Genomic DNA, 24,771 nt, shown 5'->3' with positions numbered 1-24,771 from the left:
GACCTCCTCGGTGAGCGAGACCCGTGTATCCGGCGGCGCGCGGCGCGCGCTATCCGCTTCGAGCGCGCGCGTTATCCACTCGCGGCGCGGCGGCGCGTGTCCGAGGGGCTCTCGCCGAAGCGCGCGCGGTACTCGACGCTGAACCGCCCGAGGTGCACGAAGCCGCAGGCGAGCGCCACGTCGGTGACCGATCGCTCGGGCGACTCGAGCAAGAGGCGGCGCGAGAGCTCGAGCCGCCGCTGGCGGTGGAACGCGATCGGCGAGGCGTCGCGGTGCGCGCGGAACGCCGCGGCGATGACGCGTCCGCTCGCGCCGATCGCGCGCGCGAGCTCGGCGCTCGAGACCGGGCGGTCGGCGTTCGCCGCGAGGTACTCCTCGGCGCGTCGCAGCAGCGCGGGCTCCGAGGCTCGACGCGGCTCGACGAGGAGGTGGCTCTCGGTGTGCGGCAGGCCGAGCAGGATCGCGTGGACGATGGTGTCCGCGAGCCGCGCCGCGACCGGAGGTGCGGTCAGCACGCTCGAGCCGGCGCGCACGTCGTCGAGGACGGAGCGCAGCAGGCGGAGCACCGAAGCGCCGCCGCCGCGGGTGAGATCGATGGCGACCTCGAAGCACGGCGCGCCGCGGCCCGAGGCGCCGGCGAGGGCCTCGAAGCTCGCGCGGAGCGTGGCGAGCGGGATCGAGAGCTGGATGCCGCGATAGCCCGCGCCGAGCGTGAACCCGGCGGGCGCGTTCGGGGAGACGATGGCGCCGCTGCGGCCGGGGACGAGCGGCGCCGTGGTCCCCGACTGCTGCGACTCGCCGCCCTTCCGCACCGGCACGACGAGCCCGAACCGCTGCGTGACGTGGGCGGAGTGCGCGCGGATCTCGGCGCGGTAGCCGCTCATCACGATCGCGACGTCGCCGAGCTGCAGGCGCGACGCGCGGAACTCGAAGGGATCGCGGCCGCGCAGCGGCTCGACGCGCACCGGCGAGTTGATCGACGACTGCATCTGCACCGCCTCGTCGAGCGACCGCGTGTGGATCAGCGGGGTGCCGACGAAGTGGTGTGCGTCGCTGGTGCGTGCTGCAGATGGCATGTCGAGGGCGGCGTCAGCTGGGATCGGGTTTCTTGCCGGGCTTGCGGCGGGTGGAGGGCACCAGCGCGTCGAACTTCTTCGCCAGCTCGCCGTCCCCGACGAACGCGAGCTGACCGACCGCGCTGATCTTCCGCACCGACTGCTCGATGCGCCGCATCGCCGCGTCGCGCGCCGCGGTCGCGCTCTTCGCGCCGTGCTTGCGCGACTCCTGCGTGGTGTCGGCGCCCCGCGTCGTGGCGAGCGCCGCGCGCAGCGCGTCGAGGTCGCTCTCGAGCACGCCCGCGAGGCGCGCCTCGTCGGGCTTCGCGGCGGCCCGCGCCACGATCTGATCGCCCGCGGCGAGCACCGACTTGACGACGGTGGGCCGCACCTCGAGGCCGAGCCCCCACGCGCGCTGCGCGCTGGCGCCGAGCTCGTCGGCGCTCGAGATCGTCCGGCGGATCGCCATCACGAGCTCCTTGGCGCGCGCGGCGGCGCCGTTCTGCTCGGCGGTCGCCGCGCCGCGCTCGGCGCGCGTCTGCAGCGCCTCGGGCACCAGCGTGCCGATGGCGGCGATGTCGCGCGAGAGCCCGTCGCGCAGCCCCGCGGGGAGCCTCGGATCGATGCGCGCGCGGTGCTCGGTCGCGAGCTCGAGCGCAGCGAGCGCCATCTGCGTCAGCTCGGTCGGTCCCCGCTTCGTCCGCGTCGTCTTCGCCGTCGCCATGTGTCCCCCCTCGTTGAACGGCCGCGAGCGTATTTCGGGGCGCGCGCGGCGCGCAACGGGGACGACGGCTCAGGGTCTCAGGTCGCGCGCGAGCTCGTCCGCGCGGGTGATCGCGAGGCCGCAGGCGCGGGCCCGGCACACGTAGGCGGTCGGTCCGCCGTTCTGCTGTCGTCGCCCCCCGAGCCGCGACGCGAGCCCCACGTCGCCCGCGCCGGGATCGACCCGGGCGAGCACGCGGTTCGGGGCCCACGCGCGGCGCGCGACGTCGAGCAGCGGGTCTGCTCGCGCGTCGTCCTCGCGCGCGACGATCATCACCTCGGTCGCGCCGCGCGCGTAGCGATCCATCGCGCCGATCAGGTGCCCGAAGCCCATCGGCTGATCGAGCGCGCTGCCCACGTTCGCGCGCAGCACCGACTCCGCGATGCGCTCGTACCGCTCGTCGCCGAGGTGCGCGCCGAGCCGCAGCAGCGCGTGCGCGATCGACGACGTGCCCGAGGGCACCGCGTGATCGTACGCGTCGCGCGTGTGCGCGATCAGATCGCGCGCGTCCTTCGACGCGAAGCGGAAGCTGCGCTCGTCCTCGTCCCAGAAGCGCTCGATCGCGCGATCGACGAGCGCCTTCGCGAAGTCGAGCGCGTCGCGATCCCCCGACGCTTCGTGCACGTCGAGCGCCGCGCCCGCGAGGTCCGCGTGGTCCTCGAGGAACGCATCGATGCGCGCCTCGCCCTCCATCCACACGCGCTTCAGCGCAGCGCCGTCCCACAGCCGCGCGCGCACCGTCGCGAGCGCACGACGCGCCATCTCGAGCAGCGCGCGATCCCCGAGCGCGCCCGACGCGTCCGCGAGCGCGCCGATCATCAGCCCGTTCCACGTCGCGATCACCTTCTCGTCGCGGAACGGCTTCGGCCTCTTCTCGCGCGCGTCGAACAGCTTCGCGCGCGCGGGCTCGAGCCTCGCGCGCGCCTCCTCGACGGTGATCCCGAGCCGCGTCGCGACCACGTCGAGCGCGCGGTTCGCGTGCAGCACCGTCGCGCCGGTGTGCTCGAAGTTGCCGCCCTCGGCGACGCCCCACGCGAGCTTCGCGACCGCGCTCTCCTCGGGCGCGAGCAGCGCGTCGAGCTCCTCGGGGCGCCACACGAAGAACTTCCCTTCTTCGCCCTCGCTGTCGGCGTCCTGCGTTGCGTAGAACGCGCCCTCCGCGTCGGTCATCTCGCGCGTCACCCACGACGCGATCGCGCGCACCGTCTCGGCGTCGCGCGCGTCGCCCCACGCGCGGTGCGCGTCGGCGTAGAGCCGCATCAGGAGCGCGTTGTCGTAGAGCATCTTCTCGAAGTGCGGCACGAGCCATCGCTCGTCGGTCGAGTAGCGATGGAACCCGCCCCCGAGGTGATCCCAGATGCCGCCGGCGCGCATCGCGTCGAGCGCCTTGCGCACCCGCGCGCCCATCGTCGCGTCGCCGGCGTGCGCGGCGCGCAGCATCACGTCGAGCGACATCGTGCTCGGGAACTTCGGGCGGCTGCCGAACCCGCCGTGGGCCTCGTCGAAGCGCGTCGCGAGCTTCTTCGCGGCGCGCGTCGCGACGTCGCTCGGCACGTCGCGCGCATCGCTGCGCGTCGTGGTCGCGCGCACGATGTCGCTCGTGAGCTCGTCCGCGGTGCGCACGATCTCGTCGCGCCGGTGATCCCACGCCTCGCGCACCGCGCGCAGCACGGTCGCGAAGCTCGGCATGCCGTAGCGCTCGACCGGCGGGAAGTACGTGCCCGCGTAGAACGGCTTGCGCTCCGGCGTGAGGAACACGGTGAGCGGCCAGCCGCCGCTGCGCCCCATCATCTGCACGACGAGCTGGTAGATCTGATCGAGGTCGGGGCGCTCCTCGCGATCGACCTTCACGTTCACGAAGAGCTCGTTCATGAGCGCGGCGGTCGCGGGGTCGTCGAACGACTCGCGCTCCATCACGTGGCACCAGTGGCACGCGCTGTAGCCGATCGAGAGGAGGATCGGCTTGTCCTCGGCGGCCGCGCGCGAGAGCGCGTCGTCGCCCCACGGGTACCACTCGACCGGGTTGTGCGCGTGCTGGCGCAGGTACGGCGAGCGCTCTTCGGCGAGGCGGTTCGGCATGGGCGGCACATGGAGCGCCCCCGTCGCGCCGGCAACGCGCGCCCGAGCTGCGGTCGCGACGCTCCGATCGATTGGCCTCGGAGACCATTTCTGCGAGACTGCCGCCCGGTGAGCGAGGGCCGCGACAAGCCGGGGGGAGCCGGCGAGGGAAGCGCGACGCAGAGCAGCGAAGCGCCGCGCTGGGCCGCCGACGAGCCCACGGCCATGTGGGACGAGGGCTCGCTGCGTGATCGCGGGTTCGACGACGTCGCGCAGGCACCGTCGCCGACGACCGGCCCGGCGACCGCGCCCGGTGTCGGCGGAGACGATCGCGCGACGGTGCACTCGGTCCCGTCCGCCGCGCCGCGTCCGGTGGCGCCGCCGCCCGCGGGCGGGCTCAGCTGGCCGATGACGGTGGCGATCGCGACGATCGTCGCGGTGGTCGTCTACTTCGCCGTCCGCCTGCTGATGCGCTGAAGCGCAGGGACACGGCACTGACGGCGCAGCGAGCCGTCGAATTCGGCGGCAGAACGCGATTCTGCAGCGCGGAATCGCCTCCGGCGCCGCCAAGACGCGATTCTGCGACGCCGACTCGCCTCCAGGACGGCGAGGAGGCGATCCTCGCGCCCGAGAACCGCGGTGATTACAGCGCGACTCCCGGGCGCCGCGCCGTTGCCGGCCGAGATCGCAAGCGGGCTGAGGACCCGCGCGCAGCTCGGGGTCGACGGGGGGCGCGCAGCGCCCGGGCCCGCCGCGCCGGTTGGCGGCCGAGATCGCAAGCGGGCTGAGGACCCGCGCGCAGCTCGGGGGGTCGACAGGGGGGGCGCGCAGCCCCCGGGCCCGCCGCGCCGGTTGGCGGCCGAGATCGCAAGCGGGCTGAGGACCCGCGCGCAGCTCGGGGGGTCGACAGGGGGGGCGCGCAGCCCCCGGGCCCGCCGCGCCGGTTGGCGGCCGAGATCGCAAGCGGGCTGAGGACCCGCGCGCAGCTCGGGGGGTCGACAGGGGGGCGCGCAGCCCCCGGGCCCGCCGCGCCGGTTGGCGGCCGAGATCGCAAGCGGGCTGAGGACCCGCGCGCAGCTCGGGGGGTCGACAGGGGGGGCGCGCAGCCCCCCCGGGGCTAGTTGGTGCTCTGGAAGACGACCGGGAAGCTCATCTGGGTCGAGCCGCCCGACGAGGGGAAGCGCCAGCGGCGCACGTTCCGCTCGATGCAGTCCGACAGGTTCCCGACGCCGACGCCACGCGCCGTCGCCTGCGTCACCGTGCCCGAGCCGCCGATCGTGATGTCGACGTCCATGCGCGTCGTGGGCACGTCGCGCATGCCGCGGATCGCGAGCTCCCAGCAGCTCTGGAGGCCGCGCTGCTCGCGCGAGACGACCGCGCGCACCTGCGCCGGCTCGAGCCCTTCGCCGCTGCCATCGCCGCCGCCGCCGCCGGTGCGCTCGCCCGCGGTCGGGCGCGGCGCGATCGGCGCGACGCCCGCCGACGAGCCCTCGTCCGCGAACCGCGCGAACGCCGGATCGAGGGCCTTCGTCGGCGCGGTCGCCGGCGGGGTCGCAGTGGTGGCGGGCGTGCTGCCCGCGCTCGCGCCGCGACGGCCGTGGCCGGCGCGCGCCGTCTCGGTCGGCTGCTCGGGCGCCGGTGCCGCCGGCGTCTCCGGCGTCGGCGCGGCGGCCTCGGGCGCCGGCTGCGCGGGCACCTCGACCGGCGCCTCGCGCGGCTGCTGCGGCTGGGTCGCGACCGGCGGCGTCGTCACCGCCACCATCGGTCCGGGCGTCGCGGCCGGGAGCAGCCGCGGCGCGATGATCAGCGCCATCACGACGCCGAAGCCGAGCGCGCTCGCGATGCCCATCCAGGCGCCGACCGGAAGGCCACGGCGCTCGCGCTCGGCGCGCGGCTGCGCGACCGGCGCCGGTGCGCTCGTCGCGAGCACCGACACCGCGGGCGCGACCGGCGTCGACTTCGGGGCCGCGACGGGCGCGCTCGGGAACGGATCGGGCAGCGCTTCGTCGAGCTCGACCGCGGCGGGCGGCGGCACCGACTTCGCCTTGGTCGCGGGCGCCGGGGCGATCGAGGGCGCCATCAGCTGCGCCTCGTCCGCGAGATCGAGCGAGCTCGCGACGCGCGTGGGCTCGCCCTCGAGATCGTCGAAGCCCTCGTCGTCGAGCGCCGGTGCGGCCGACGCGCCGAGGCGCCCGCCGATCGGCACGACGTTCGAATTCCGCGCAGCCGCCGCGGTCGAGGGCGCCGAGCGGGTCGCGGCCGAGCTCGTGCTCGACGCGGTCGCCGGGCGCGCGGTGCCGGGACGCGACGCGGTCGCGCCGCCCGGGCGTGCCGAGGGCGCCGCGGGACGCGCCGGGGCCGGCGGCTTCGCGGGCGGCATCGTCGGCGGGCGCGCCTCGCTCTTGCGCAGCAGCGCGGCGAGCTCGGGGATGTCCTTCAGCGGGCGCCAGTCGTCGAAGCCCTCGCGCCACGCGAGCGAGTCGCCGGTGACCGCGCCGGTCGAGATCTTCCGCGAGATCTCCTCGCGGCGCATGGGGCCGACCGGGACGTCGTTGATCGCGACGTGCCACTGGTCGAGCGCCGTCGTGCGCGGCGCCTCGGGCGTCAGCGAGGGCGGGCCCGCCGCGACGCTGCGCCGGAAGTCGGCGCCGAGCGCCGAGCGCGGCGCTGCGGCAGGGCGCGTGGGCGCGGGGCCGACGTGCGATCCCCCGCGCTGGGTGCGGCGCGATGCCCCTGCCGGGTTGAGCAGGCCCGACCCGCCGCGGCTGGTCGACGCGGGCGCAGGGCGCGCGGCGCCCGGACGGCTCGTCCCCGCGGACGCCGCGGGCGTCGGCGCGACGGAGGCGCTGGCCTTCGCGTCGGGCGAGGACGTCTCGTCGATCGCCTGATCCGCGCGCAGCACGATGCTGTTGCCGCATCGACGGCAATCCATCTTCAGCGTGCGACCGGCGACCTTCTCGTCGGCGATCTGGTACTTCGCCTTGCAGTTGGGGCAGAGGAACTTCATCCGAAATGCGCTCCACCGTGCGAGAGGGCGGGTCGACGGAAGGAAAGGTCTGAGCTGGTCAACGGGGCCGTTAGAGCAGGCTCATCAGGTGTTCTTTGATTCCGCGCTTCGTCTCTTCGTCCGGGGCGCTGCCGATCGCGCGCTCCCAGATCTCGATCGCGCGGTGCTTGAAGCCTGCGCGTTGATAGAGGACCGCGAGGTTCTTCAGGGCTGCGAAGTTGCGCGGCGCGAGGTCCACCGCGGTCTCCATCTCGTGGATAGCCTCGAACAGATTGTCGCGCCGACCGTACAGCAATCCGAGGTGGTAGTGGAGGCGGAAGGAAAGCGGGTCGATCCCCACACCTCTCCGCAAGTGTGCGATGGCGTCGTCGATGTTCCCCGCTTTGTACGCCTCGATGCCCGACGTCAGCGCGTCGGACGCCTGTGACGAGAGCTCCTCGTCCTCGTCGCGCTCGTTCGTGGTGCCTTCCAGCGCGCGCTCGATCGCCTGCGTGACGTCGGAGATCTTGAACGGCTTCTCGAGGAACACCTGGACGCCGTACGACTCGCGCAAGTCCTCGGCGAAGCGCCATCCGCGATAGATGGCGCTCAGCATGATGATCGGGATGTGCCCGTACTTCTGGCTGCCCTTGATGCGACGGCAGATGTCGAAGCCGTGGATCTCGGGGAGCATCGCATCGAGCAGGATCAGATCGGGCACGTGCTCGCGCACCATCTGGAGCGCGTCGCCGCCCTTCGCGGCCTCGAGCACCTGGTAGCCGCGCTCCTGGAGCACGCGGCGGAGCATGCGGCGGATGTCGTCCTCGTCGTCGACGACGAGCACGCGCTTCACGCGATCGGGCGCGCGCAGCGCGCTGGCGATCTCTTCCTTCGGGAGCGGGCCGACGCGCGAGTCGAACACCGGGTCGAGCGTCGGCAGGCGTCGCTCCGTGGGGCGCGTGCCGGGCTGCGTTCCCGGGCGCGTGCCGGCGTTCGTGATGCGGCGCGGAGGAGGAACGCCCGGCGGGGTCGCCTGCGCGTCGAGATCGTCGCTGCCGATCACGGCGCGCGTGCGCGCTCGCGGGAGCGGAGGCGGCGCGGCGCTGCGGATGCCGAGCGACTCGAGGTAGTCCGCCGGCGCGTTGGGCCCGACGTAGTGCGGCTCGCCGCGATCGAGCTGCTGGTACGCGGCGTCGATCACCTCCGCGAGGTGATCGTGCAGCGCGACGTACGGGTGCACGGTGCGGCCGGTGACGAACTCGATCTCGTCGATGACGCGCCGATCGTCGGGGTCGGCCATCGCGAGGAAGATCTCCTCGTCCTTGACGGAGAACGGCAGGATGAGCGACTGCCGCGCGACGTCGATCGGGACGAGCCGCAGGTTCTGCGTCGGGACGACGACCTGCGAGAGATCGATGCCGGGCACGCCGTGCTGCTCGCTCAGCGCGCGCAGCAGATCGACCTCCTCGAGCTTGCCCGATCGCATCGCTGCGGACGCGAGGCGTGTCCCGGGGCTGCGTCGTTGCTGATCGAGCAGGTCGTCGAGCTCACCGGGCGTCACGAGCTTCTGCTTGAGGAGGATCTTCCCCAGCTGCTTCTTGTCGCCCGGGCCGGCCATTCAGCGAGACACGGATCCTACGCGAGGTCCGGTCTCGCCGTAAACGAGGAACGCAGGCTTACAACCCAGATACGATCCGGTACTCGCCGTTCTCGCGCACCAGCTCGAGGCGATTGTCGGCGAGGCGTCGCGCCCAGCGCTCGCCCTCGGCGGTCTGGACCTTGAAGCGACCAGTGTACGTGAAGTCGACGACCACGCGATCGCTGCGGAACGTGACGCGGCGGTAGCGCATCTCGTAGCGCACCTCGATCACGTCCTCCGCGAGCCGCGCGACGCGCTCCTGCAGGAGGCCGTAGTCGATGTCGTCCTCGGTCGTCGGCGTGCCGTTGTCGTCGTAGTAGCTCTCGGACACGAGGCGCAGGATCTGCCCGGGGTTCCGGGCCTCCATCGCGTGTCGGTACTGCTCGACGAACTCGACGACCTCGCGGTTGTCGTCGGTGTCCTCGACGTCGGTGTTCGGGATCATCCGCGCGGCGCAGCCCGTGGAGGCGACGGCGAGCAGGGACATCAGGGCGAGTGGACGCATCGATCGCATGAGCGGATGGACGCCGAACGGGCGCGCGGGCCGAAGGTATTCCGCGGGCGCGCCCGGGGCCAGCTCCGTCGTCAGAACTGCGCGACCCAGCCGCGCACCCACTCGGCGGCGTCCTGGTCGGGGCACGGGTTGTCGGTCGCGTCGAGCTCGAGGCGCTCGCCGACGCGCTTCGCGCCGAGCTCGGTCAGCAGCGCGTCCCACTTCTTCGGGCCGCCGAGGAAGCTGTCCTTGTAGTTGCGATCGCCGAGGCCCACGAGCCCGTAGCGCACGCGCGAGAGATCGGGGCGCTGATCGCGGAGCTCGTCGAAGAGCGGCTCGATGTTCTGCGGGATGTCGCCGATGCCGGTGCTCGACGTGATCAGGAGGACGACCGACTGGGCCGCGAGATCCGCGTCGCCGAGCCCGCCTTCCTTGAAGAGCGCGGTCTCGTGGCCGAGCGCGTCGAGCGTGTCCTTCACCACGTCCCCGACCATCTCGGCGTTGCCCGACTCGCTCCCCACGATCATGAAGATCTTCACGGCGGGCGATGATGGTGTAGCCGCGAGATCGTCTCAAGGACCGATCGTGATCGGCGTCACTCGCGACGGCATCACGTGCGTGGGACGATCGGGCTCTTGAGCGGCGCGCACGCGGAGAGTAGGGTCCGCGCGCGATGAAGTACCGGGTCACGATCGACGGGCGCGAGCGCGAGGTGGACGTGACCATCGCGCCGAGCGGAGCCATCGCGGTCACGCTCGACGGTGCGAAGGTCGACGGCGAGGTGCGGCCGGTGCCGGGCGGCGTGAGCGTGCGGCTCGGCGCGCGCGTGCACGACGTGATCGTGGCGAACGCGGGTGGCGACGAGGTGCAGCTCGCGGCGGGCGCGGCGCGCGCGGTCGCGCACGTGCTGAGCGAGCGGGCGCGCGCGGATCGCAAGCGCGCGGGTGGTGGCGCGAGCGCGAAGGAGCTGCGCGCGCCGATGCCGGGCCGTGTCGTGCGCGTGCTGTGCGCGGCGGGCGAGAGCGTGACGGCGGGCCAGCCGCTCGTCGTCGTCGAGGCGATGAAGATGGAGAACGAGCTCCGCGCGCCGGGCGACGCGACCATCGCGCAGGTGCACGTGAGCGAGGGCGCGAGCGTCGAGGGACGCGCGCTGCTCGTGACGTTCGGCTGACGAGCGATCAGCGGATCCCGTAGTCCTTGATCTTGTAGAGCAGCGCGCGATGGCTGATCTCGAGCAGCCTCGCCGCCGCCGTGCGGTTCCCGCCGGTCTGCTCGAGCGCGCGACGGATGAGCGTCTCCTCCATCCAGCGCGCCGTCTTCTTGATCGAGAGCTCGTCGCTCGCGAGCGCGACGAGGCGCGCGTCTTCCTTCCGCTTCACGCGCTCCGGGAGATCCACCTCGCCGATCACGTCGCGCTCCGCGAGCACCATCGCGCGCTCCACGACGTTCTCGAGCTCGCGCACGTTGCCCGGCCAGTGATAGGCGAGCAGCATCTTGCGCGCGGCCTCGTCGACGCCGCGCACGCGCGTACCGAGCCGCGTGTTGTTGCGCGCGACGAAGTGATCGACGAGCAGCGGCACGTCGTCCTTGCGATCGCGCAGCGGCGGCACGGTGAGCGGCAGCACGTTGAGGCGATAGAAGAGGTCCTCGCGGAACGTGCCCTCGCGCACCTCGCTCTCGAGATCGCGCACCGTCGCCGCGACGACGCGCACGTCGACCTTGCGATCCTTGGTCTCGCCGACGCGCCGCAGCGTTCCTTCCTGCAGCACGCGCAGCAGCTTCACCTGCAGCGCGAGCGGGAGCTCGCCGATCTCGTCGAGGAAGATCGTGCCCTCGTGCGCTGCCTCGAAGAGCCCCGTCTTGTCGCTCGTCGCGTCGGTGAACGCGCCGCGCTTGTGCCCGAAGAGCTCGCTCTCGAGCAGTGACTCCGGGATCGCGCCGCAGTTCACCGCGACGAACGCCTTGCTCTTGCGCGGACCCCGATCGTGCAGCGCGCGCGCGACGAGCTCCTTGCCCGTGCCGCTCTCGCCCTGGATCAGCACCGTCGTCGCGACCTCGGCCGCGCGATCGACGACGCGGAAGACGCGGTGCATCGCCTCGCTGCGGCCGATCATCGTCTCGAAGCGGGCGCTCTGGGCGCGCTCCTCGCGCAGCGCCTGGTTCTCGCGGCGCAGCTGCTCGCGCTCTTCCGCCTTGCGCAGCGCGAGCAGCACCTCGTCCTGCTTGAACGGCTTGCTCACGTAGTCGTACGCGCCCGCCTTCATCGCCTCGATCGCGAGATCGACCGAGCCGAACGCGCTCATCACGATCACGACCGCGTCCGCGCCGCGTCGCTTGAGCTCCTTCGTGAGCTCGATGCCGCTCATGCCGCCCATCCGCACGTCGGCGATCACGAAGTCGGGCGCGCTCGCGTCGATCGTCTCGAGCGCCTGCTCCGCGCTCGCGCACGTCTCCACCTCGTAGCCGTGCTTCCGCAGCATCGTGCGCAGCACGAGCCGCAGGTTCTCCTCGTCGTCGACGACCAGGACGCGCGCGCTCATCCGGCGCGAGCATACCCGTTGGAAACGCGCGCGGGCAGCGACGACGCAGCACACGACGACGGCGAGGTCGCGCGAGCGCAGCGGCCGGTGCGCCGATCGTCCGGAGGTGGAGCGATGCATTCAGGCAATCGGCTCGGGGCGGTGCTGTCCGTCCTGATCGCGCTGGTGATCACGACGGGCTGCTTCGAGCGGAACACGGGGGCGATCGTCCCGCGGCTCGGGAACGTGCAGGAGGTGCGGCTCACGACCGGCGGCTTCCGCAACGTCGATCTCGTGCTGCTCGTCGACGACTCGGGATCGATGGAAGAGGAGCAGGACATCCTCGAGGAGCGCATCGCCGATCTCGTGCGCGATCTGACCACGCCGCCCGACGAGAACGGAGATGGACGGGCCGACTGGGGGGCGGTCGATCGCCTGCGCGTCGCGATCGTGACGACCGACATGGGCACGTCGGGCGTGCCGGCGCCGGACGGCGTCGGCGTCTGCGAAGGGCTCGGTGACGACGGCGAGTACCAGAGCGCGGCGTCGTGCAGCGGCGCGGAGCTCGGGCTGCAGGTCTACCAGACCGGCGAAGACGCCGGCGCGTTCGCGGCGCGAATCGGCTGCATCGTCGACTCGCTCGGTCTGAACGGCTGCGGCATCGAGCAGCAGCTCGAAGCGGCATCGCGCGCGGTCGAGCGTGGCAGCGACGTGCCCGACGGGTTCCCCGCGGAGGACGCGATCCTCGCGGTGCTCGTGCTCAGCGACGAAGAGGACTGCTCGCTCGAGCAGCCGGACGCGTTCTACGCGGAGTTCGAGCGCACCGGTCGCGTGAACCTGCTCTGCCAGGACGCGGCGCTGGGCGCGAACGGCGCGAGCCAGGCGTGGCTGCGCTCGATCGACTCGCTCGCGACGCGGCTCGCGGCGGGACGCGAGGACGGCAGCTTCGTCTTCGGCGCGATCACCGGTCTGCCGATCGATCTCTCGGGGGAGAGCCCCGCGACGATCCTCGCCGATCCGCGCATGGTCTACGGCGAGCGCACCGACTCGATGAACCGGCGAGTTCCCACCGCGGCGTGCACCTCGGAGAACGGCGACGCGACGCCGGCGCGGCGCATCGTGGAGGTCGCGAGCCGCTTCGAGCGCTCGGTGCTGCACAGCATCTGCTCGGACGACTTCGGTCCCGCGATCCAAGAGGTGACGCGCGCGATCGCGCAGCAGATCGGCGAGTTCTGCCTGCCGCGCCGCATCCCGCTGGTCGGTGAGCGCGTCGAGTGCGAGCTGCGCGTGAAGCTCGCCGAGGGCGAGTCGTGCGATCGCGCGCGCGGCCAGACCGAGGTCGAGCGCGACGACGGACGCGCGGTGTGTGTCGTCGACCAGGTCGCGGCCGACGGCTCGACGGGGCAAGGCTACTTCTACGCCGACAGCGAGGAGTGCCCGCAAATCGTCTTCACCGACGCCGCGCGCCCGCCGCTCGGCGCGTCGGTCGTCGCGTCGTGTTACTTCGAGACGCCGCGCGACGGCGGAGCCCCGCCGACGATCGAAGAGGACGCCGGCTCGCCCACCGGTCCCTGATCGATCGCGTGACGAGATCGCCCGGCCCGCGCCCGCTCGGTGTCAACCGAGTTGGCGCGGGCTTCGCGCTTCGAGCCGCGGATCCCCCGTGATTCGCTCGGCACGCGCGGTGGATCGGACCTTGCGCACGGAACGACCCGGTCTCGCTCGATCGTGGCCTCCAGGCATTGATCGGGACGACACCGGGACTGTATCGTTGGCCCGCCCGTGAGACGCGCAGCGTTGGAACGACGCGTCGGACGGGGAGCTTCTGGAGGATTTTCGATGGGTCTTCGTCGGAGGAAGATCGGGACCGCGCTCGTGATCGCGGCGATCGGCATCGTGGGGATGGGGTGCTTCGAGCGCTCGCTCCAGCCGGTCAACCCGTGCACGCGCTCTCGCGCAGGCGACAACATCCGCGTCGAGAGCGTCGACGAGGTCGATCTGCTCTTCATGATCGACAACTCGAACTCGATGGCCGAGGAGCAGACCTCGCTCACCGAGGAGCTGCCGACCCTGGTGCGCGTGCTCGCCTCGGGTGATCGCGACGGCGACGGCATGCAAGACTTCGAGCCGGTGCGCTCGCTGCACATCGGCGTCGTCACCAGCGACATGGGCGTCGGTGGCTTCGAGGTCCCGACCTGCGACGGCGGCCTCTTCGGCGCCAACGCGGGCGACGACGGCGTGCTCATCACGCGCGGCCGCACGTCCATCCCGGGCTGCGAGGCGACGTACCCGAACGTCTTCGACTTCCAGCGTGATCGCGACGATCCCATGACGTTCGCGGCGGACGTCGCGTGCGTCGCGACGACCGGCACCGGCGGCTGCGGCTTCGAGCAGCAGCTCGAGGCCGTTCTCAAGGCGCTCTCGCCCGCGTCGGCGCAGCCGTGGACGGTCGCGGACTACGTGCCGCCGTTCTTCCACAACAGCACGCTCGGCCACTCGGGCCCCGGCGGCGCGAACGACGGCTTCATCCGCCCGAACTCGGCGCTCGCGGTCATCCTCGTCACCGACGAAGAGGACTGCTCGACGCCGAACCCGGCGCTCTTCGATCCGGGCAGCCCGGACTTCAGCTCGGTCGACCTCAACCTCCGCTGCTTCTCGTTCCCGGCGCAGGTCCACCCGGTCGAGCGCTACGTCCGCGGCATCGACGGTCGTAGCGGTCTGCTCGGCCTCCGCCAGAACCCGAACCTGCTGATCTTCGCCGGCATCGTCGGCGTCCCGGTCGAGTCGGTCTCGGATCCGAGCGCGATCAACTACGAGGAGATCCTCGCGCACCCCGACATGATGGAGATGATCGACCCGTCGATGCCGACGCGTCTTCGTCCCTCGTGCAACGTGCCGGGCCGCGGCGTCGCGTTCCCGCCGCGCCGCATCGTGCGTGCCGCGCAGGCCATCGAGCAGGCGGGCGGCAGCGCGACCATCCAGTCGATCTGTCAGGAGAGCTACGCCGGCGCGCTCGACGCGATCATCGCGAAGATCGCCGACGCGCTCGGTGGCGCGTGCCTCCCGCGCGACCTGAACCCGGATGCCGAGGGCTTCGTCCAGTGCGACGTCTTCGAGATCCTTCCGGCGACGGGCGACACGACGAGCTGCGAAGGCCTGCCCGGCCGTGACCCGGACTTCGCGGAGACCGTCGACGTCAACGGCGTCCCGCGTCAGATGTGCAAGGTCATCCAGATCAGCCCCGCGGCGGCGGGTGGCGGCGGCCAGGGCTGGTTCTACGAGACCGCCGAGGCGGCGGTGCCTGGCAGCGACATCGGCGAGCTGTGCGGTGCCGACGGCCAGCGCATCTCGTTCGCCGGCATCAGCCCGACGACGAACTCGGACATCCGCCTGGAGTGCCTCCAGACGGTGCGCCCGGGCGCGGGCACGCCGGGCTCGATCGGCGACTTCTGCGATCCCGCCGCGGCGGACCAGTGCCCCGGGCTCGACCCGGCGAACCGCTCGGGCATCCTCGCGTGCGACGCGGCGGACCGCACCTGCCGCGTGCCCTGCGAGAACGACTCGCAGTGCACCGCCGCGGGCCTGCTCGGCGACACCTGCGACGACCGCCCGTGGCTCGACGCGGTCGGCGCGAACGATCCCGACATCAGCGAGGAAGAGCGTGCGCGCCGCATGATGGCGATCCCCGCGGGGACCGACCCGAATTCGCCGCACAACTTCTGCGTGAACCCGACCTGCATCTGACGCAGCGTCGAACCTGACGAAAAAGGCCGGTGAGCGTCGCTCACCGGCCTTTTTCGCGTCCATTGACACTGCTCTTGTGTTCAGTCAGTGGATCGGATCCACGCCGTGGATCGCGCTCCGTACGTCCCGCTCTGGGTGAAGACGAACCACTCGTTCCTCGAGGGCGCGAGCCACCCCGAGGAGCTCGTCGACCGCGCCCACCAGCTCGCGCTGCCCGCCATCGCGATCACCGACCGCGACGGCGTGTACGGCGTCGTGAAAGCGCACGTGCGCGGCAAGGAGCTCGCGAGCGCAGGCGGCGACGGGCAAGCAGAGCGTTCGCACGGCGCGCAACGCGTGATCGTCGGCGCGCAGGTGACGGTGCTCGATCGCGACGCGCCTCGTGACGCGATCGCGACCAGCGGGACGCTCCCGGGCACGCGCCGCGTGGTGCTCCTCGCGCAGAGCCGTGAGGGCTACGCGCGCATCGCGCAGCTGCTCTCGAAGGGCCATGCGCGGGCCGAGGCGAAGAACCTCGCGCGCGTGACCTGGGACGAGCTGTGCGAGATCGGCGACGGCGTGATCGCGCTCGCGCCCGATGCGCGCTCGCTCGAGCGCATCGCCGACGCGTTCGAAGGCCGCGCCTACGCGATGCTCACGCGCCACCTCGAGGCGCCCGATCGCGACCTCGAGCGCGCGCTGCGCGAGGTCGCGCGACGCCGCGCGATCCCGACCGTCGCCGCGATCGAGGTCCTCTATCACACGCGCGCGCGGCAGCCGCTGCAGGACGTGCTCACGTGCATCCGCCACGGCGTCACGCTCACCACCGCGGGCCGCCACCTCCGCGCGAACGCGGAGCACGAGCTGCCCACGCCCGCGCAGATGCGCGCGCTCTTCGAGGACGATCTCGCGTCCGTCGATCGCACGCTCGAGGTCGCCGCGCGCTGCACGTTCGAGATGAGCGCGATCCGCTACGTCTATCCCGCCGAGCGCCTGCCCGCGGGCGAGACGCAGCAAGGATGGCTGCGCGCGCTGACGCTCGACGGCGCGCGACGTCGCTATCCGATGGGCGTCCCCGACGACGCGATGACGCAGATCGAGAAGGAGCTCGCGCTGATCGAGGACCTCGACTACGGCGGCTACTTCCTGACGATGTGGGACGTCGTCCGGTTCTGCCGCGAGAAGGGGATCCTCTGTCAGGGCCGCGGCAGCGCGGCGAACTCGATCGTCTGCTTCTGCCTCGGCATCACCGCGATCGATCCGGTGCGCATGGATCTGCTCTTCGAGCGCTTCCTCTCGAAGGAGCGCGCGGAGCCGCCCGACATCGACGTCGACATCGAGCACGAGCGGCGCGAGGAGGTCATCCAGTACGTCTACGAGCGCTGGGGCCGCCGCCACGCCGCGATGGTCGCGAACCTCATCCGCTACCGCGCGCGCAGCGCGCTGCGCGACGTCGGCAAGGCGCTCGACCTCCCGCAGCTCGTGCTCGATCGCGCGGCGAAGACGCTCGACGTGTACGCGGTGTCGATCGACGAGCAGGCGATGAAGAACGCGGGGCTCGATCTCGAGATCCCCTCGGTGCGCCACCTGCTCGCGCTCGTGCGGCAGATCCAGGACTTCCCGCGCCACCTCGGGATCCACCCCGGCGGCTTCCTCCTCGGCAGCGAGCCCGTCGACACGCTCTGCCCGATCGAGCCCGCGACGATGGAAGGGCGCACCGTCGTGCAGTGGGACAAGCAGGACGTCGAGGACCTCGGCCTCTTCAAGGTCGATCTGCTCGGCCTCGGCGCGCTCACGGTCGTGCACCGCGCGTTCGATCTCCTGCGCGATCACGACGAGATCGATCTCGAGATCGCGACCGTGCCCGCCGAAGATCCGACGACGTTCCAGATGGTCTCGCGCGGCGACACCGTCGGCGTCTTCCAGATCGAGTCGCGCGCGCAGATGGCGATGCTCCCGCGCCTCCGACCGCGCACCTTCTACGATCTCGTGATCGAGGTCGCGATCGTGCGCCCCGGTCCGATCCAGGGCGACATGGTGCACCCGTACCTGCGCCGCCGCGCCGGGCTCGAGCAGGTCACGTACCCGCACCCGAAGCTCGAGCGCGTGCTGAGCAAGACGCTCGGCGTCCCGATCTTCCAGGAGCAGGTCATGAAGCTCGCGATCGAGTGCGCGGGCTACTCCGGAGGCGAGGCCGATCGACTGCGCCGCGACATGGCCGCGTGGCGCTCGAAGGGACGCATCGAGGCGCACCGCGAGCGCCTGATCACGCGCATGGTCGCCGACGGGATCCCGCAGGACTTCGCGGAGCGCGTCTTCCACCAGATCAAGGGCTTCGGCGAGTACGGCTTCCCCGAGTCGCACGCCGCGAGCTTCGCGCTCATCGCGTACGTGACCGCGTGGCTCAAGTGCCACCACCCCGCGGTCTTCGCGTGCTCGATGCTGAACGCGTGGCCGATGGGCTTCTATCACCCGTCGACGATCGTCGAGGACGCCAAGCGCCACGGCGTGCGCGTCCTTCCGATCGACGTGCGGCGCTCGAAGTGGGACTGCACCCTCGAGCACGTCACCGGCGAGCCGCGCTGGGCGCTGCGCATGGGCCTTCGCTACGTGCGCGGCTTCGGCAGCCGCGAGAAGGCCGCGTTCGAGCGCGCGTGGGCGAGCGAGGTCGCGATGGACGATCTCGCGTCGTTCGTGCGCACCGTGCGCCTCTCTCGCCGCGCGCACGAGGCGCTCGCGGAGGCGGGCGCGCTCGCGGGCTACGGGCTCGATCGCCGCAAGGCGATCTGGGAGGTGCGCGCCCTCGCGACCGAGCACGAGGGCGATCTCCCGGTGATGGACGCGCCGAGCGCGAAGAAGGGCGCGAAGTTCCGCGCGCTCGCGCCCGGCGAGTCGATCTCGTGGGACTACCGCGCGAGCATGCACAGCACGCGCGGTCATCCGATGGAGCGCCTCCGCGAGGCGCTCTCGGCGCGCGACATCCCTGACGCGCGCACCGTCGCCTCGATGCGCGACGGCGCGCGCGTGCGCTACGCGGGCATCGTCATCTGTCGGCAGCGCCCGGGCACCGCGACCGGCGTGACGTTCATGACGCTCGAGGACGAGACCGGCTTCGCGAACGTCGTGATCTGGCGCGACGTGTTCCAGCGCTTCGACGTCGTCGGCAAGACCGCCTCGTTGCTCGAGGTCGAGGGACGCATCCAGTCGGCCGACGGCGTGGTGCACGTGATCGCCGAGGTGCTGCGCGATCTCGGCAAGGACGAGCGCATGTTGAGGAGCGCCGAGGAGGTCCCGCGGTCGCGCGACTTCCATTGATCGCTGATCCCGAGCAGGACCCGGATCACGTTGGTGCTCATGTACGTCCACGCGCACGATCCGGTCCGCGGCCTCGCGGTCTGGTACTTCCGCGACGCGACCGACGAGGACTGGGCGCAGCACTTCGCGCACCTCGACGAGATCGCGACGTGGTCGCGCACGACGGGCAAGCGCGCTGCGTGCGTGCTCGTGGTCGGCCGCTTCGACGTGCCCGACGCGAAGCGTCGCGCCGAGCTCGCGTGGCACACCGAGCAGCCGGGCTACGATCCCTACGTCGCGTTCATCGCGCCCAACGCGGCGGTGCGCGGCGCGCTCACCGTGATGAGCTGGCTCCAGAAGAAGCCGCGCTTCGAGAGCGGGTTCGTGAGCTCGCCCGAGGAGGCGCAGGCGTGGCTCGAGGAGCGCCGCGGCGAGCCGCTGCCCGCGCTCGGGCGGATGATCGACGGCGTGCTCGCGCGCGCCGGCCACGCCGCCCCGCGCGCCCCCGTGATGCAACGCGGGGGAGCTTGAGCGCCGATCCCGGTACCATCTCGGACGCGATGCGCAGTCTGCTCGGCCCCTCTCCGCTCGTTCCGCTCTTCGTCGTCCTGCTCGCCGCGTGCGGCGGCCCTTCGAGCTCCCCGCCCGAGCCCGACGCGTCCTCGCCGCCAGACGACGACGCGGGCGAGGCTCCGGAGTGCACCTCCGACGTCGCTTGCGACGACGACCTCTTCTGCAACGGCGCCGAGCGCTGCGTGAGCGGCGCCTGCACGAGCGGCAGCGCGCCCTGCGACGAGGGCGACGCGTGCGACGAGGAGACCGACGCCTGCCTCGATCCCTGCGACCTCGACGCCGACGCCGACGACGACGGCCGCGACGCCATCGCGTGCGGCGGCGACGACTGCGACGACGGCGATCGCAACCGCTTCCCCGGCAACCCCGAGGTCTGCGACGCGGCCGACCACGACGAGGACTGCGACCCTCGCACCTTCGGCGTGCGCGACGGCGACGGCGACGGCTTCCCCGACGCCGCGTGCTGCAACGACGCCCCCGACACCCGCCACTGCGGCTCCGACTGCGACGACACCCGCGCCGCCGCGCACCGCGGCGCGACCGACAGCTGCAACGGCCTCGACGACGACTGCGACGGGCTCAGCGACGAGGGCGCGCTCCGCAGCTACTACCCCGACGACGACGGCGACGGATACGGGCGCGAGGGCGCGACGCCGGTGATGGCGTGCAACGCGCCGGCGCGGCACGTCGAGGACGACGCGACCGACTGCGACGACACCGTGCGCCTCCGTAACCCCGCGGCGACCGAGCTGTGTGACGGCATCGACAACAACTGCGATGGCGCCACCGACGAGGCCGGCTCGCGCACCTACTACCGCGACTCCGACGGCGACGGCTACGGCGACCCCGGCACCACCGTCACGCGCCTCGACTGCGTCATCCCGAGCGGCCACGTCGCGCTCGGCAACGACTGCCGCGACGGCGACGCGGACATCCATCCCGGCGCGACCGAGCGCTGCGATCGCATCGACTCCGACTGCACGCTCCCCGGCGCCGCCGCGGGCGGCGAGGACCTCGCCGAAGACGGCGATCGCGACGGGCACGCCCCGCTCGCCGCGACCTGCACGGCGGGCTTCCCGAAGGACGACTGCAACGACGCCGATCGCTTCTCGTTCCTCGGCGCGCCCGAGGTCTGCGACGGGCGCGACAACGACTGCGACGGCACCGCCGATCCCCAGCCCGCGATGAACGCGTGGTGCGGCGTCGGCTACGCCTGCGACGGCGGCACCTGCGAGCCGCGCCGCACGATCGAGGTCGGCCCCGACGACGAGGCGTGCGCGCTCGAGGGCACGGCCGCGTACTGCTGGGGCGCCAACGACGAGGGACAGCTCGGCGACGGCACGACCGCGCCGCGTCCCGGCGCGGTCGCGGTCAGCGGCGGCTTCGCCTTCGAGCAGCTCGGGGTCGGACCGTCGTCGAGCTGCGGCGTGCGGAGCGACGGAGCGCTGCTGTGCTGGGGCAGCGGCGCCTCGCTCGGTGAGCCCGAGGGGCCCGACCGCCTCGGTCCGAGCACGCCGATGCCCGGCACGAGCGACGTCGTCGAGGCCTCGCTGCGCTACTCGAACGGCTGCTTGCGGCTGCGCAACGGGCGCGTGCGCTGCTGGGGCAACAACGGCTCGGGCCAGCTCGGCGCGGGCGCGGTCGGGCGCAGCGACACGCCGATCGACGTGATCGGGATCGACGACGCGGTCGCCGTCGACACCGGCGGCAGCTTCGCGTGCGCGCGCCGCCGCGACGGCACGGTGTGGTGCTGGGGCGCGCCGAGCCAGCTCGGCCGTGGCCCCACCGTCGGGGACACGCACGTGCCCGGCCCGGTCATGGGCCTCTCGGGGGTGCGCCAGCTCGACCTCGGCTCGCTGCACGCGTGCGCGCTGCTCGCGACCGGCGAGGTCCGCTGCTGGGGCAGCGGCTCGGGCGGCTTGATCGACGGCACCATCTCGACCGCGTCGGCGCCACGCACCGTCGCGGTCGGCTGCGACGTCGCCGAGATCGCGGCGGGCTCCACCGCGACGTGCGCGGTGTGCACCGACGGCCACGTGCGCTGCTGGGGCTCGGGGCTGCCGGTCGGCGACGGCGTGAGCAGCGGCGTCGGGCGCGGTCCGCTCACGGTCGCGGGCATCGACGACGCGGTCGAGATCGCGATGGGCCACGCGGCCTGCGTGCGGCGTGCGACGGGGGACGTGGTGTGCTGGGGCGAGCGCGGCTCGCCCGTGGTCGGCGACGGAGGTCAGCGCTTCGCGGCGCCGGTCGCCGGCATCTCGGGCGCGACCGCGATCGCGGCCGGCGCGCAGCACGGGTGCGCGATCGTCTCTGGCGCCGTGCGGTGCTGGGGCGCGAGCGGCCAGGGGCGGCTCGGCGTGCCCGCGGGCCGCCCGGCGTGGGGGCCGGTCGACGCGGGCGTGACGGGCGCGAGCGCGATCGCGCTCGGGTGGCGGCACAGCTGCGCGCTGCGCGGCGGCGAGGTCTGGTGCTGGGGCGACAACGCGGAGGGCGAGCTCGGCGACGGCACGCTCGTCGTGCGCTCGACGGCGGCGCCGGTGGTGGGCGGGCTCGGCACGGTGACCTCGGTCGACGCCGCACTGGGCACGAGCTGCGCGACGGAGAGCGACGGCGACGTCTTCTGCTGGGGCGACGGCGGGTCCAGCTTCCTGCCGGGCGGCGTCGACTCCGCGACGCCGATCGAGGTGGCGATCGACACCGGCGTGCTGGCCCTCGGCAGCGGCTTCGCGTGCGGCGTGCAGCCCGGCGGCTCGTGGTGCTGGGGCTCGAACGTCAGCGGTCAGCTCGGGCGAGGCGACATCGGCGGGTCGAACGGCGTGCCGATGCCGGTGATGGGTCTCGCGTCGGCGCCGGCGCACCTCGCGGTCGGCAGCCGGCACGCGTGCGTGGCGACCGACGCCGGCGTGTCGTGCTGGGGCGAGAACGGCACCGGACAGCTCGGCGACGGCGGCACGGTCGACGCGGCGCGACCGACGACGGGGCCCGCGCTCACCGGGCTGCGCGCGCTCGCGGCCGGCAGCGAGAACACCTGCGCGATCGTGGCCGACGGCACCGTGCGCTGCTGGGGCGCCGGCGAGGCGACCGGCGACGGCACCGGCGCGGGTGCGGTGGCGCCGGTGAGCGTCGTCGGCGTGACGGGCGCGACGGCGCTCGCGGCGGGCTGGGGCTTCAACTGCGCGCTCGTGACGGGCGGTCGGGTGATGTGCTGGGGGGACGACGACACGGGGCAATTGGGTCGCGGAGTCGTGATCCCGGTGCGTGGATTGCCCTGAGAGGCTTCGGCGTGAGGCGGGGGGTGGAGGGGCCGCCTCGGAGACGTTCGGAGGGGCTTCGGCGTGAGGCGGGGGGTGGAGGGGCCGACGCCCTGTGTGCTCCCGGGCTGCTGTCATGAGAGGGCGCGAGCGTCGGGACGCGGTGGTCGCATCGCGGCGCGCGCTTCGCGCTCTGCCGCGATGCTTCGATCAGTCTGTGGTCGGCCTCGGCGGCCCCCGTCGCACGAGGGCGCCGGCCCCTCCACCCCCCGCCCGGTACCGCGGTTCTGCCGTCTCGCTGGCTTGGGGTGAGATGGCTCGCGACCGGTCCGCGCTTCGCCGCGGCCCGGACGCTCGCGTGTAGCACCGCGCTTCGCGCGTGTGCGCGCTGTCGCGCGAGATCGGGGAGGGCGCGCGGACGTGCGGTCACGGATCGCTCGCAGTGAGCATCCGAGTGCGCCAGCGCGCGCCAGCGCGCCCTTGCGTGAACGTGCACGCCGAGCCTCACGGTGGGCACCCAGATCGTCCTCGAGATCACCTCACCGCAAGCCGACGAGCATGTCCGCGAGATCGCGCCCGCGAGCACGATCTGCGGGGACTCGAGATCGCGCGCTTGCGAAGCAACCCCACCACGAGCGGCCCGCTCGCCGAGACCCAACCGAAACAGCTGTGAGCGCGAGCGCGCGCCAGCGCGCCCTTGCGCGAACGTGCACGCCGAAGCCTCACGGTGGGCACCCAGATCGTTCTCGAGATCACGCTCTCGAAAGCGACGAGCGCGTCCTCGAGATCGCGCCGACCGCGAAGCACCTCCCGCTCCCGCCCCGCGCTCCCGCTCCCGCTCCCGCTCCCGCCCGCGCTCGCGCTCCCGCTCCCGCCCGCGCTCGCGCACCCGCCCGCGCTCCCATTCCCCACGCGCACCCGCCCGCGCTCCCACTCCCCCACGCGCTCCCGCGCGCTCGGCAGCCGCGCGGGAGCGCGTCTTCGACAGCACGCCACCGGGAGGCCGGAGCGGGTCGCTCGGGCTTCTCGAGCGTGCCGGCGTGCTCGGCGGCGTCGAGGCCGGGCCCTGCGGGCCCGCCGCTCCACGAAATCGACAGCGAGCGAACAGCGGCTCGCCATCGATTTCGCTGCGCGGTCGCTGCGCGAGCCCCGACCCCGCCTGCGCGCGCCTGCGGAGGTGCTGCGCACGCGAGCTCGGGTCGGCGCGCACTGACGCGCGTCGAACCTCGAGCCGGGCGCGGAGACGACGATGCTCAGGATCTACACGGACGCGGTCGAGCTGGTGCGCGCTGCAGCGCAGCTCGGCGAAGCGGTGAGGACGCGAAGCGCGGAGCTGGCGCGACAGCTCGAGCGCGCCGCGATCAGCGTGCCGCTCAATGTCGCGGAGGGCGCGGGGGTGCGCGGCGGGCACCGTCGCGCGCGGAACCTGACAGCGCTCGGGAGCGCGCGCGAGGTGAGCGCGTGCCTGGACGTCATCGAGGCGCTCGGAGCCGCGCGCGTGGACGGCGCGATGCGCGCGCGGCTGGATCGGATCATCGGGACGCTCGTGCGCTGCACGCGATGAGAGAGACGAGCCGGCGGTCGCGAGGCCGCCGGCTCGTTCGAGAACGAGAACGAGAGCGAGAGCGAGAGCGGGAGCGAGAGCGGGAGCGAGAGCGAGAGCGAGAGCGGGGAGAGAGAGAGCGGGGAGAGAGAGCGGGGAGAGAGAGCGGGGAGAGAGAGCGGGGAGAGAGAGCGGGGATGCGTTCTCGAGATCGCGAGCGCGTCGATGATTCAGGCGCGTCCTCGAGATCACGCCCCCGAGCACGATCCGCGGGGACCGAGATCGCGCGCTCGCGAAGCAACCCCACCACGAGCGGCCCGCTCGCCGAGACCCAACCGAAACAGCTGTGAGCGCGAGCGCGCGCCAGCGCGCCCTTGCGCGAACGTGCACACCGAAGCCTCACGGTGAGCACCCAGATCGTCCTCGAGATCGCGCTCGCGAAAGCGACGCGATCGTCCTCGAGATCACGCCCCCGAGCTGGATCCGCGGGGACTCGAGATCGCGCGCTCGCGAAGCAACCCCACCACGAGCGGCCGCGTGCCGAGACCCAACCGAAACAGCTGTGAGCGCGAGCGCGCGCCAGCGCGCCCTTGCGCGAACGTGCACACCGAAGCCTCACGGTGAGCACCCAGATCGTCCTCGAGATCGCACCACCGCGCGCCGACGAGCGCGTCCTCGAGATCGCCTCACCGGAAGCGCCCTTGCGGGCCGTGCACGCTGACGTCGTCGCCGCGCCAACCGAGCTCGGTTGGCGCGGCGGTCTCGTTCTCGCCGCGCCGACAGAGACTGTCGCCGAAGGCGTAACGACGTCGCTGAGCGACGGAGATCTGTTGCCGAGGGCGTAACGACGTCGCCGAGCAACGGAGATCTGTTG

17 protein-coding genes are annotated in these 24,771 nt (G+C 72.9%); 9 read left to right on the top strand and 8 right to left on the bottom strand.

Annotated elements, in window-relative coordinates:
- Positions 1–71 precede the first annotated feature (71 nt).
- The 3 genes from DB32_RS26590 to DB32_RS26580 form a co-directional block, all read right to left on the bottom strand.
- Complete coding sequence (locus DB32_RS26590) at positions 72–1,076, bottom strand: AraC family transcriptional regulator (RefSeq protein ID WP_053235445.1); 1,005 nt, start codon at positions 1,074–1,076, stop codon at positions 72–74.
- Between the two features lie 13 nt (positions 1,077–1,089).
- Positions 1,090–1,779, bottom strand: a complete 690-nt coding sequence (locus DB32_RS26585; protein WP_053235444.1) for a hypothetical protein — start codon at positions 1,777–1,779, stop codon at positions 1,090–1,092.
- A gap of 69 nt (positions 1,780–1,848) precedes the next feature.
- On the bottom strand, positions 1,849–3,897 hold the full coding sequence (locus tag DB32_RS26580) for a thioredoxin domain-containing protein (protein WP_053235443.1): 2,049 nt from the start codon (positions 3,895–3,897) through the stop codon (positions 1,849–1,851).
- A 108-nt stretch (positions 3,898–4,005) separates the two neighbouring features.
- On the opposite strand from DB32_RS26580, the gene DB32_RS26575 reads away from it, so the two are divergent.
- Complete coding sequence (locus tag DB32_RS26575; protein WP_053235442.1) at positions 4,006–4,353, top strand: hypothetical protein; 348 nt, start codon at positions 4,006–4,008, stop codon at positions 4,351–4,353.
- A 640-nt stretch (positions 4,354–4,993) separates the two neighbouring features.
- On the opposite strand, the gene DB32_RS26570 is transcribed toward DB32_RS26575, so the two are convergent.
- From DB32_RS26570 to DB32_RS26555, 4 genes are all read right to left on the bottom strand, one after another.
- The gene (locus DB32_RS26570; RefSeq protein WP_053235441.1) at positions 4,994–6,883 is read right to left on the bottom strand and encodes a GYF domain-containing protein; all 1,890 of its coding nucleotides are present in this window, start codon (positions 6,881–6,883) and stop codon (positions 4,994–4,996) included.
- A gap of 70 nt (positions 6,884–6,953) precedes the next feature.
- Positions 6,954–8,480, bottom strand: a complete 1,527-nt coding sequence (locus DB32_RS50030; protein ID WP_053235440.1) for a response regulator — start codon at positions 8,478–8,480, stop codon at positions 6,954–6,956.
- Positions 8,481–8,538: 58 nt separating this feature from the next.
- Positions 8,539–8,988: a hypothetical protein gene (locus DB32_RS26560; protein WP_053235439.1), complete on the bottom strand. Its 450-nt coding sequence runs from the start codon at positions 8,986–8,988 to the stop codon at positions 8,539–8,541.
- Positions 8,989–9,086: 98 nt separating this feature from the next.
- Positions 9,087–9,533 carry a flavodoxin domain-containing protein gene (locus DB32_RS26555; RefSeq protein WP_053235438.1) on the bottom strand — a complete coding sequence of 149 codons (447 nt, stop codon included), beginning with the start codon at positions 9,531–9,533 and terminating at the stop codon, positions 9,087–9,089.
- Positions 9,534–9,667: 134 nt separating this feature from the next.
- Between DB32_RS26555 and DB32_RS50025 the strand changes: the two genes are divergently transcribed.
- A complete protein-coding gene (locus tag DB32_RS50025; protein WP_053235437.1) occupies positions 9,668–10,165 on the top strand; it encodes an acyl-CoA carboxylase biotin carboxyl carrier protein subunit in 498 nt (165 codons plus the stop codon).
- 7 nt (positions 10,166–10,172) lie between these two features.
- Here the strand turns inward: DB32_RS50025 and DB32_RS26545 are convergent, their stop codons facing one another.
- Positions 10,173–11,534 (bottom strand): sigma-54-dependent transcriptional regulator, encoded by a 1,362-nt coding sequence (locus DB32_RS26545; RefSeq protein WP_053235436.1) that lies wholly within the window; start codon positions 11,532–11,534, stop codon positions 10,173–10,175.
- Positions 11,535–11,648: 114 nt separating this feature from the next.
- Between DB32_RS26545 and DB32_RS26540 the strand changes: the two genes are divergently transcribed.
- The 7 genes from DB32_RS26540 to DB32_RS26510 all read left to right on the top strand — a co-directional run bounded on the left by DB32_RS26540 (position 11,649) and on the right by DB32_RS26510 (position 24,742).
- Positions 11,649–13,088: a hypothetical protein gene (locus DB32_RS26540; protein WP_157069415.1), complete on the top strand. Its 1,440-nt coding sequence runs from the start codon at positions 11,649–11,651 to the stop codon at positions 13,086–13,088.
- A 264-nt stretch (positions 13,089–13,352) separates the two neighbouring features.
- Positions 13,353–15,257, top strand: a complete 1,905-nt coding sequence (locus tag DB32_RS26535; RefSeq protein WP_053235434.1) for a hypothetical protein — start codon at positions 13,353–13,355, stop codon at positions 15,255–15,257.
- A gap of 105 nt (positions 15,258–15,362) precedes the next feature.
- Positions 15,363–18,551, top strand: a complete 3,189-nt coding sequence (locus DB32_RS26530; protein ID WP_053238966.1) for an error-prone DNA polymerase — start codon at positions 15,363–15,365, stop codon at positions 18,549–18,551.
- 39 nt (positions 18,552–18,590) lie between these two features.
- Entirely contained in the window at positions 18,591–19,061 is a 471-nt protein-coding gene (locus tag DB32_RS26525; RefSeq protein ID WP_053235433.1) for a hypothetical protein, read from the top strand.
- A 29-nt stretch (positions 19,062–19,090) separates the two neighbouring features.
- Positions 19,091–22,375, top strand: a complete 3,285-nt coding sequence (locus DB32_RS26520; protein ID WP_157069413.1) for a MopE-related protein — start codon at positions 19,091–19,093, stop codon at positions 22,373–22,375.
- A 1,228-nt stretch (positions 22,376–23,603) separates the two neighbouring features.
- Positions 23,604–23,918, top strand: a complete 315-nt coding sequence (locus tag DB32_RS26515) for a four helix bundle protein (protein ID WP_053235431.1) — start codon at positions 23,604–23,606, stop codon at positions 23,916–23,918.
- 599 nt (positions 23,919–24,517) lie between these two features.
- On the top strand, positions 24,518–24,742 hold the full coding sequence (locus DB32_RS26510) for a hypothetical protein (RefSeq protein WP_053235430.1): 225 nt from the start codon (positions 24,518–24,520) through the stop codon (positions 24,740–24,742).
- Positions 24,743–24,771: the final 29 nt, after the last annotated feature.

Source organism: Sandaracinus amylolyticus, from assembly GCF_000737325.1.
GTDB classification, from domain to species: Bacteria; Myxococcota_A; Polyangia; order Polyangiales; family Sandaracinaceae; genus Sandaracinus; species Sandaracinus amylolyticus.
This window is presented reverse-complemented; position numbering and strand designations above follow the sequence as displayed.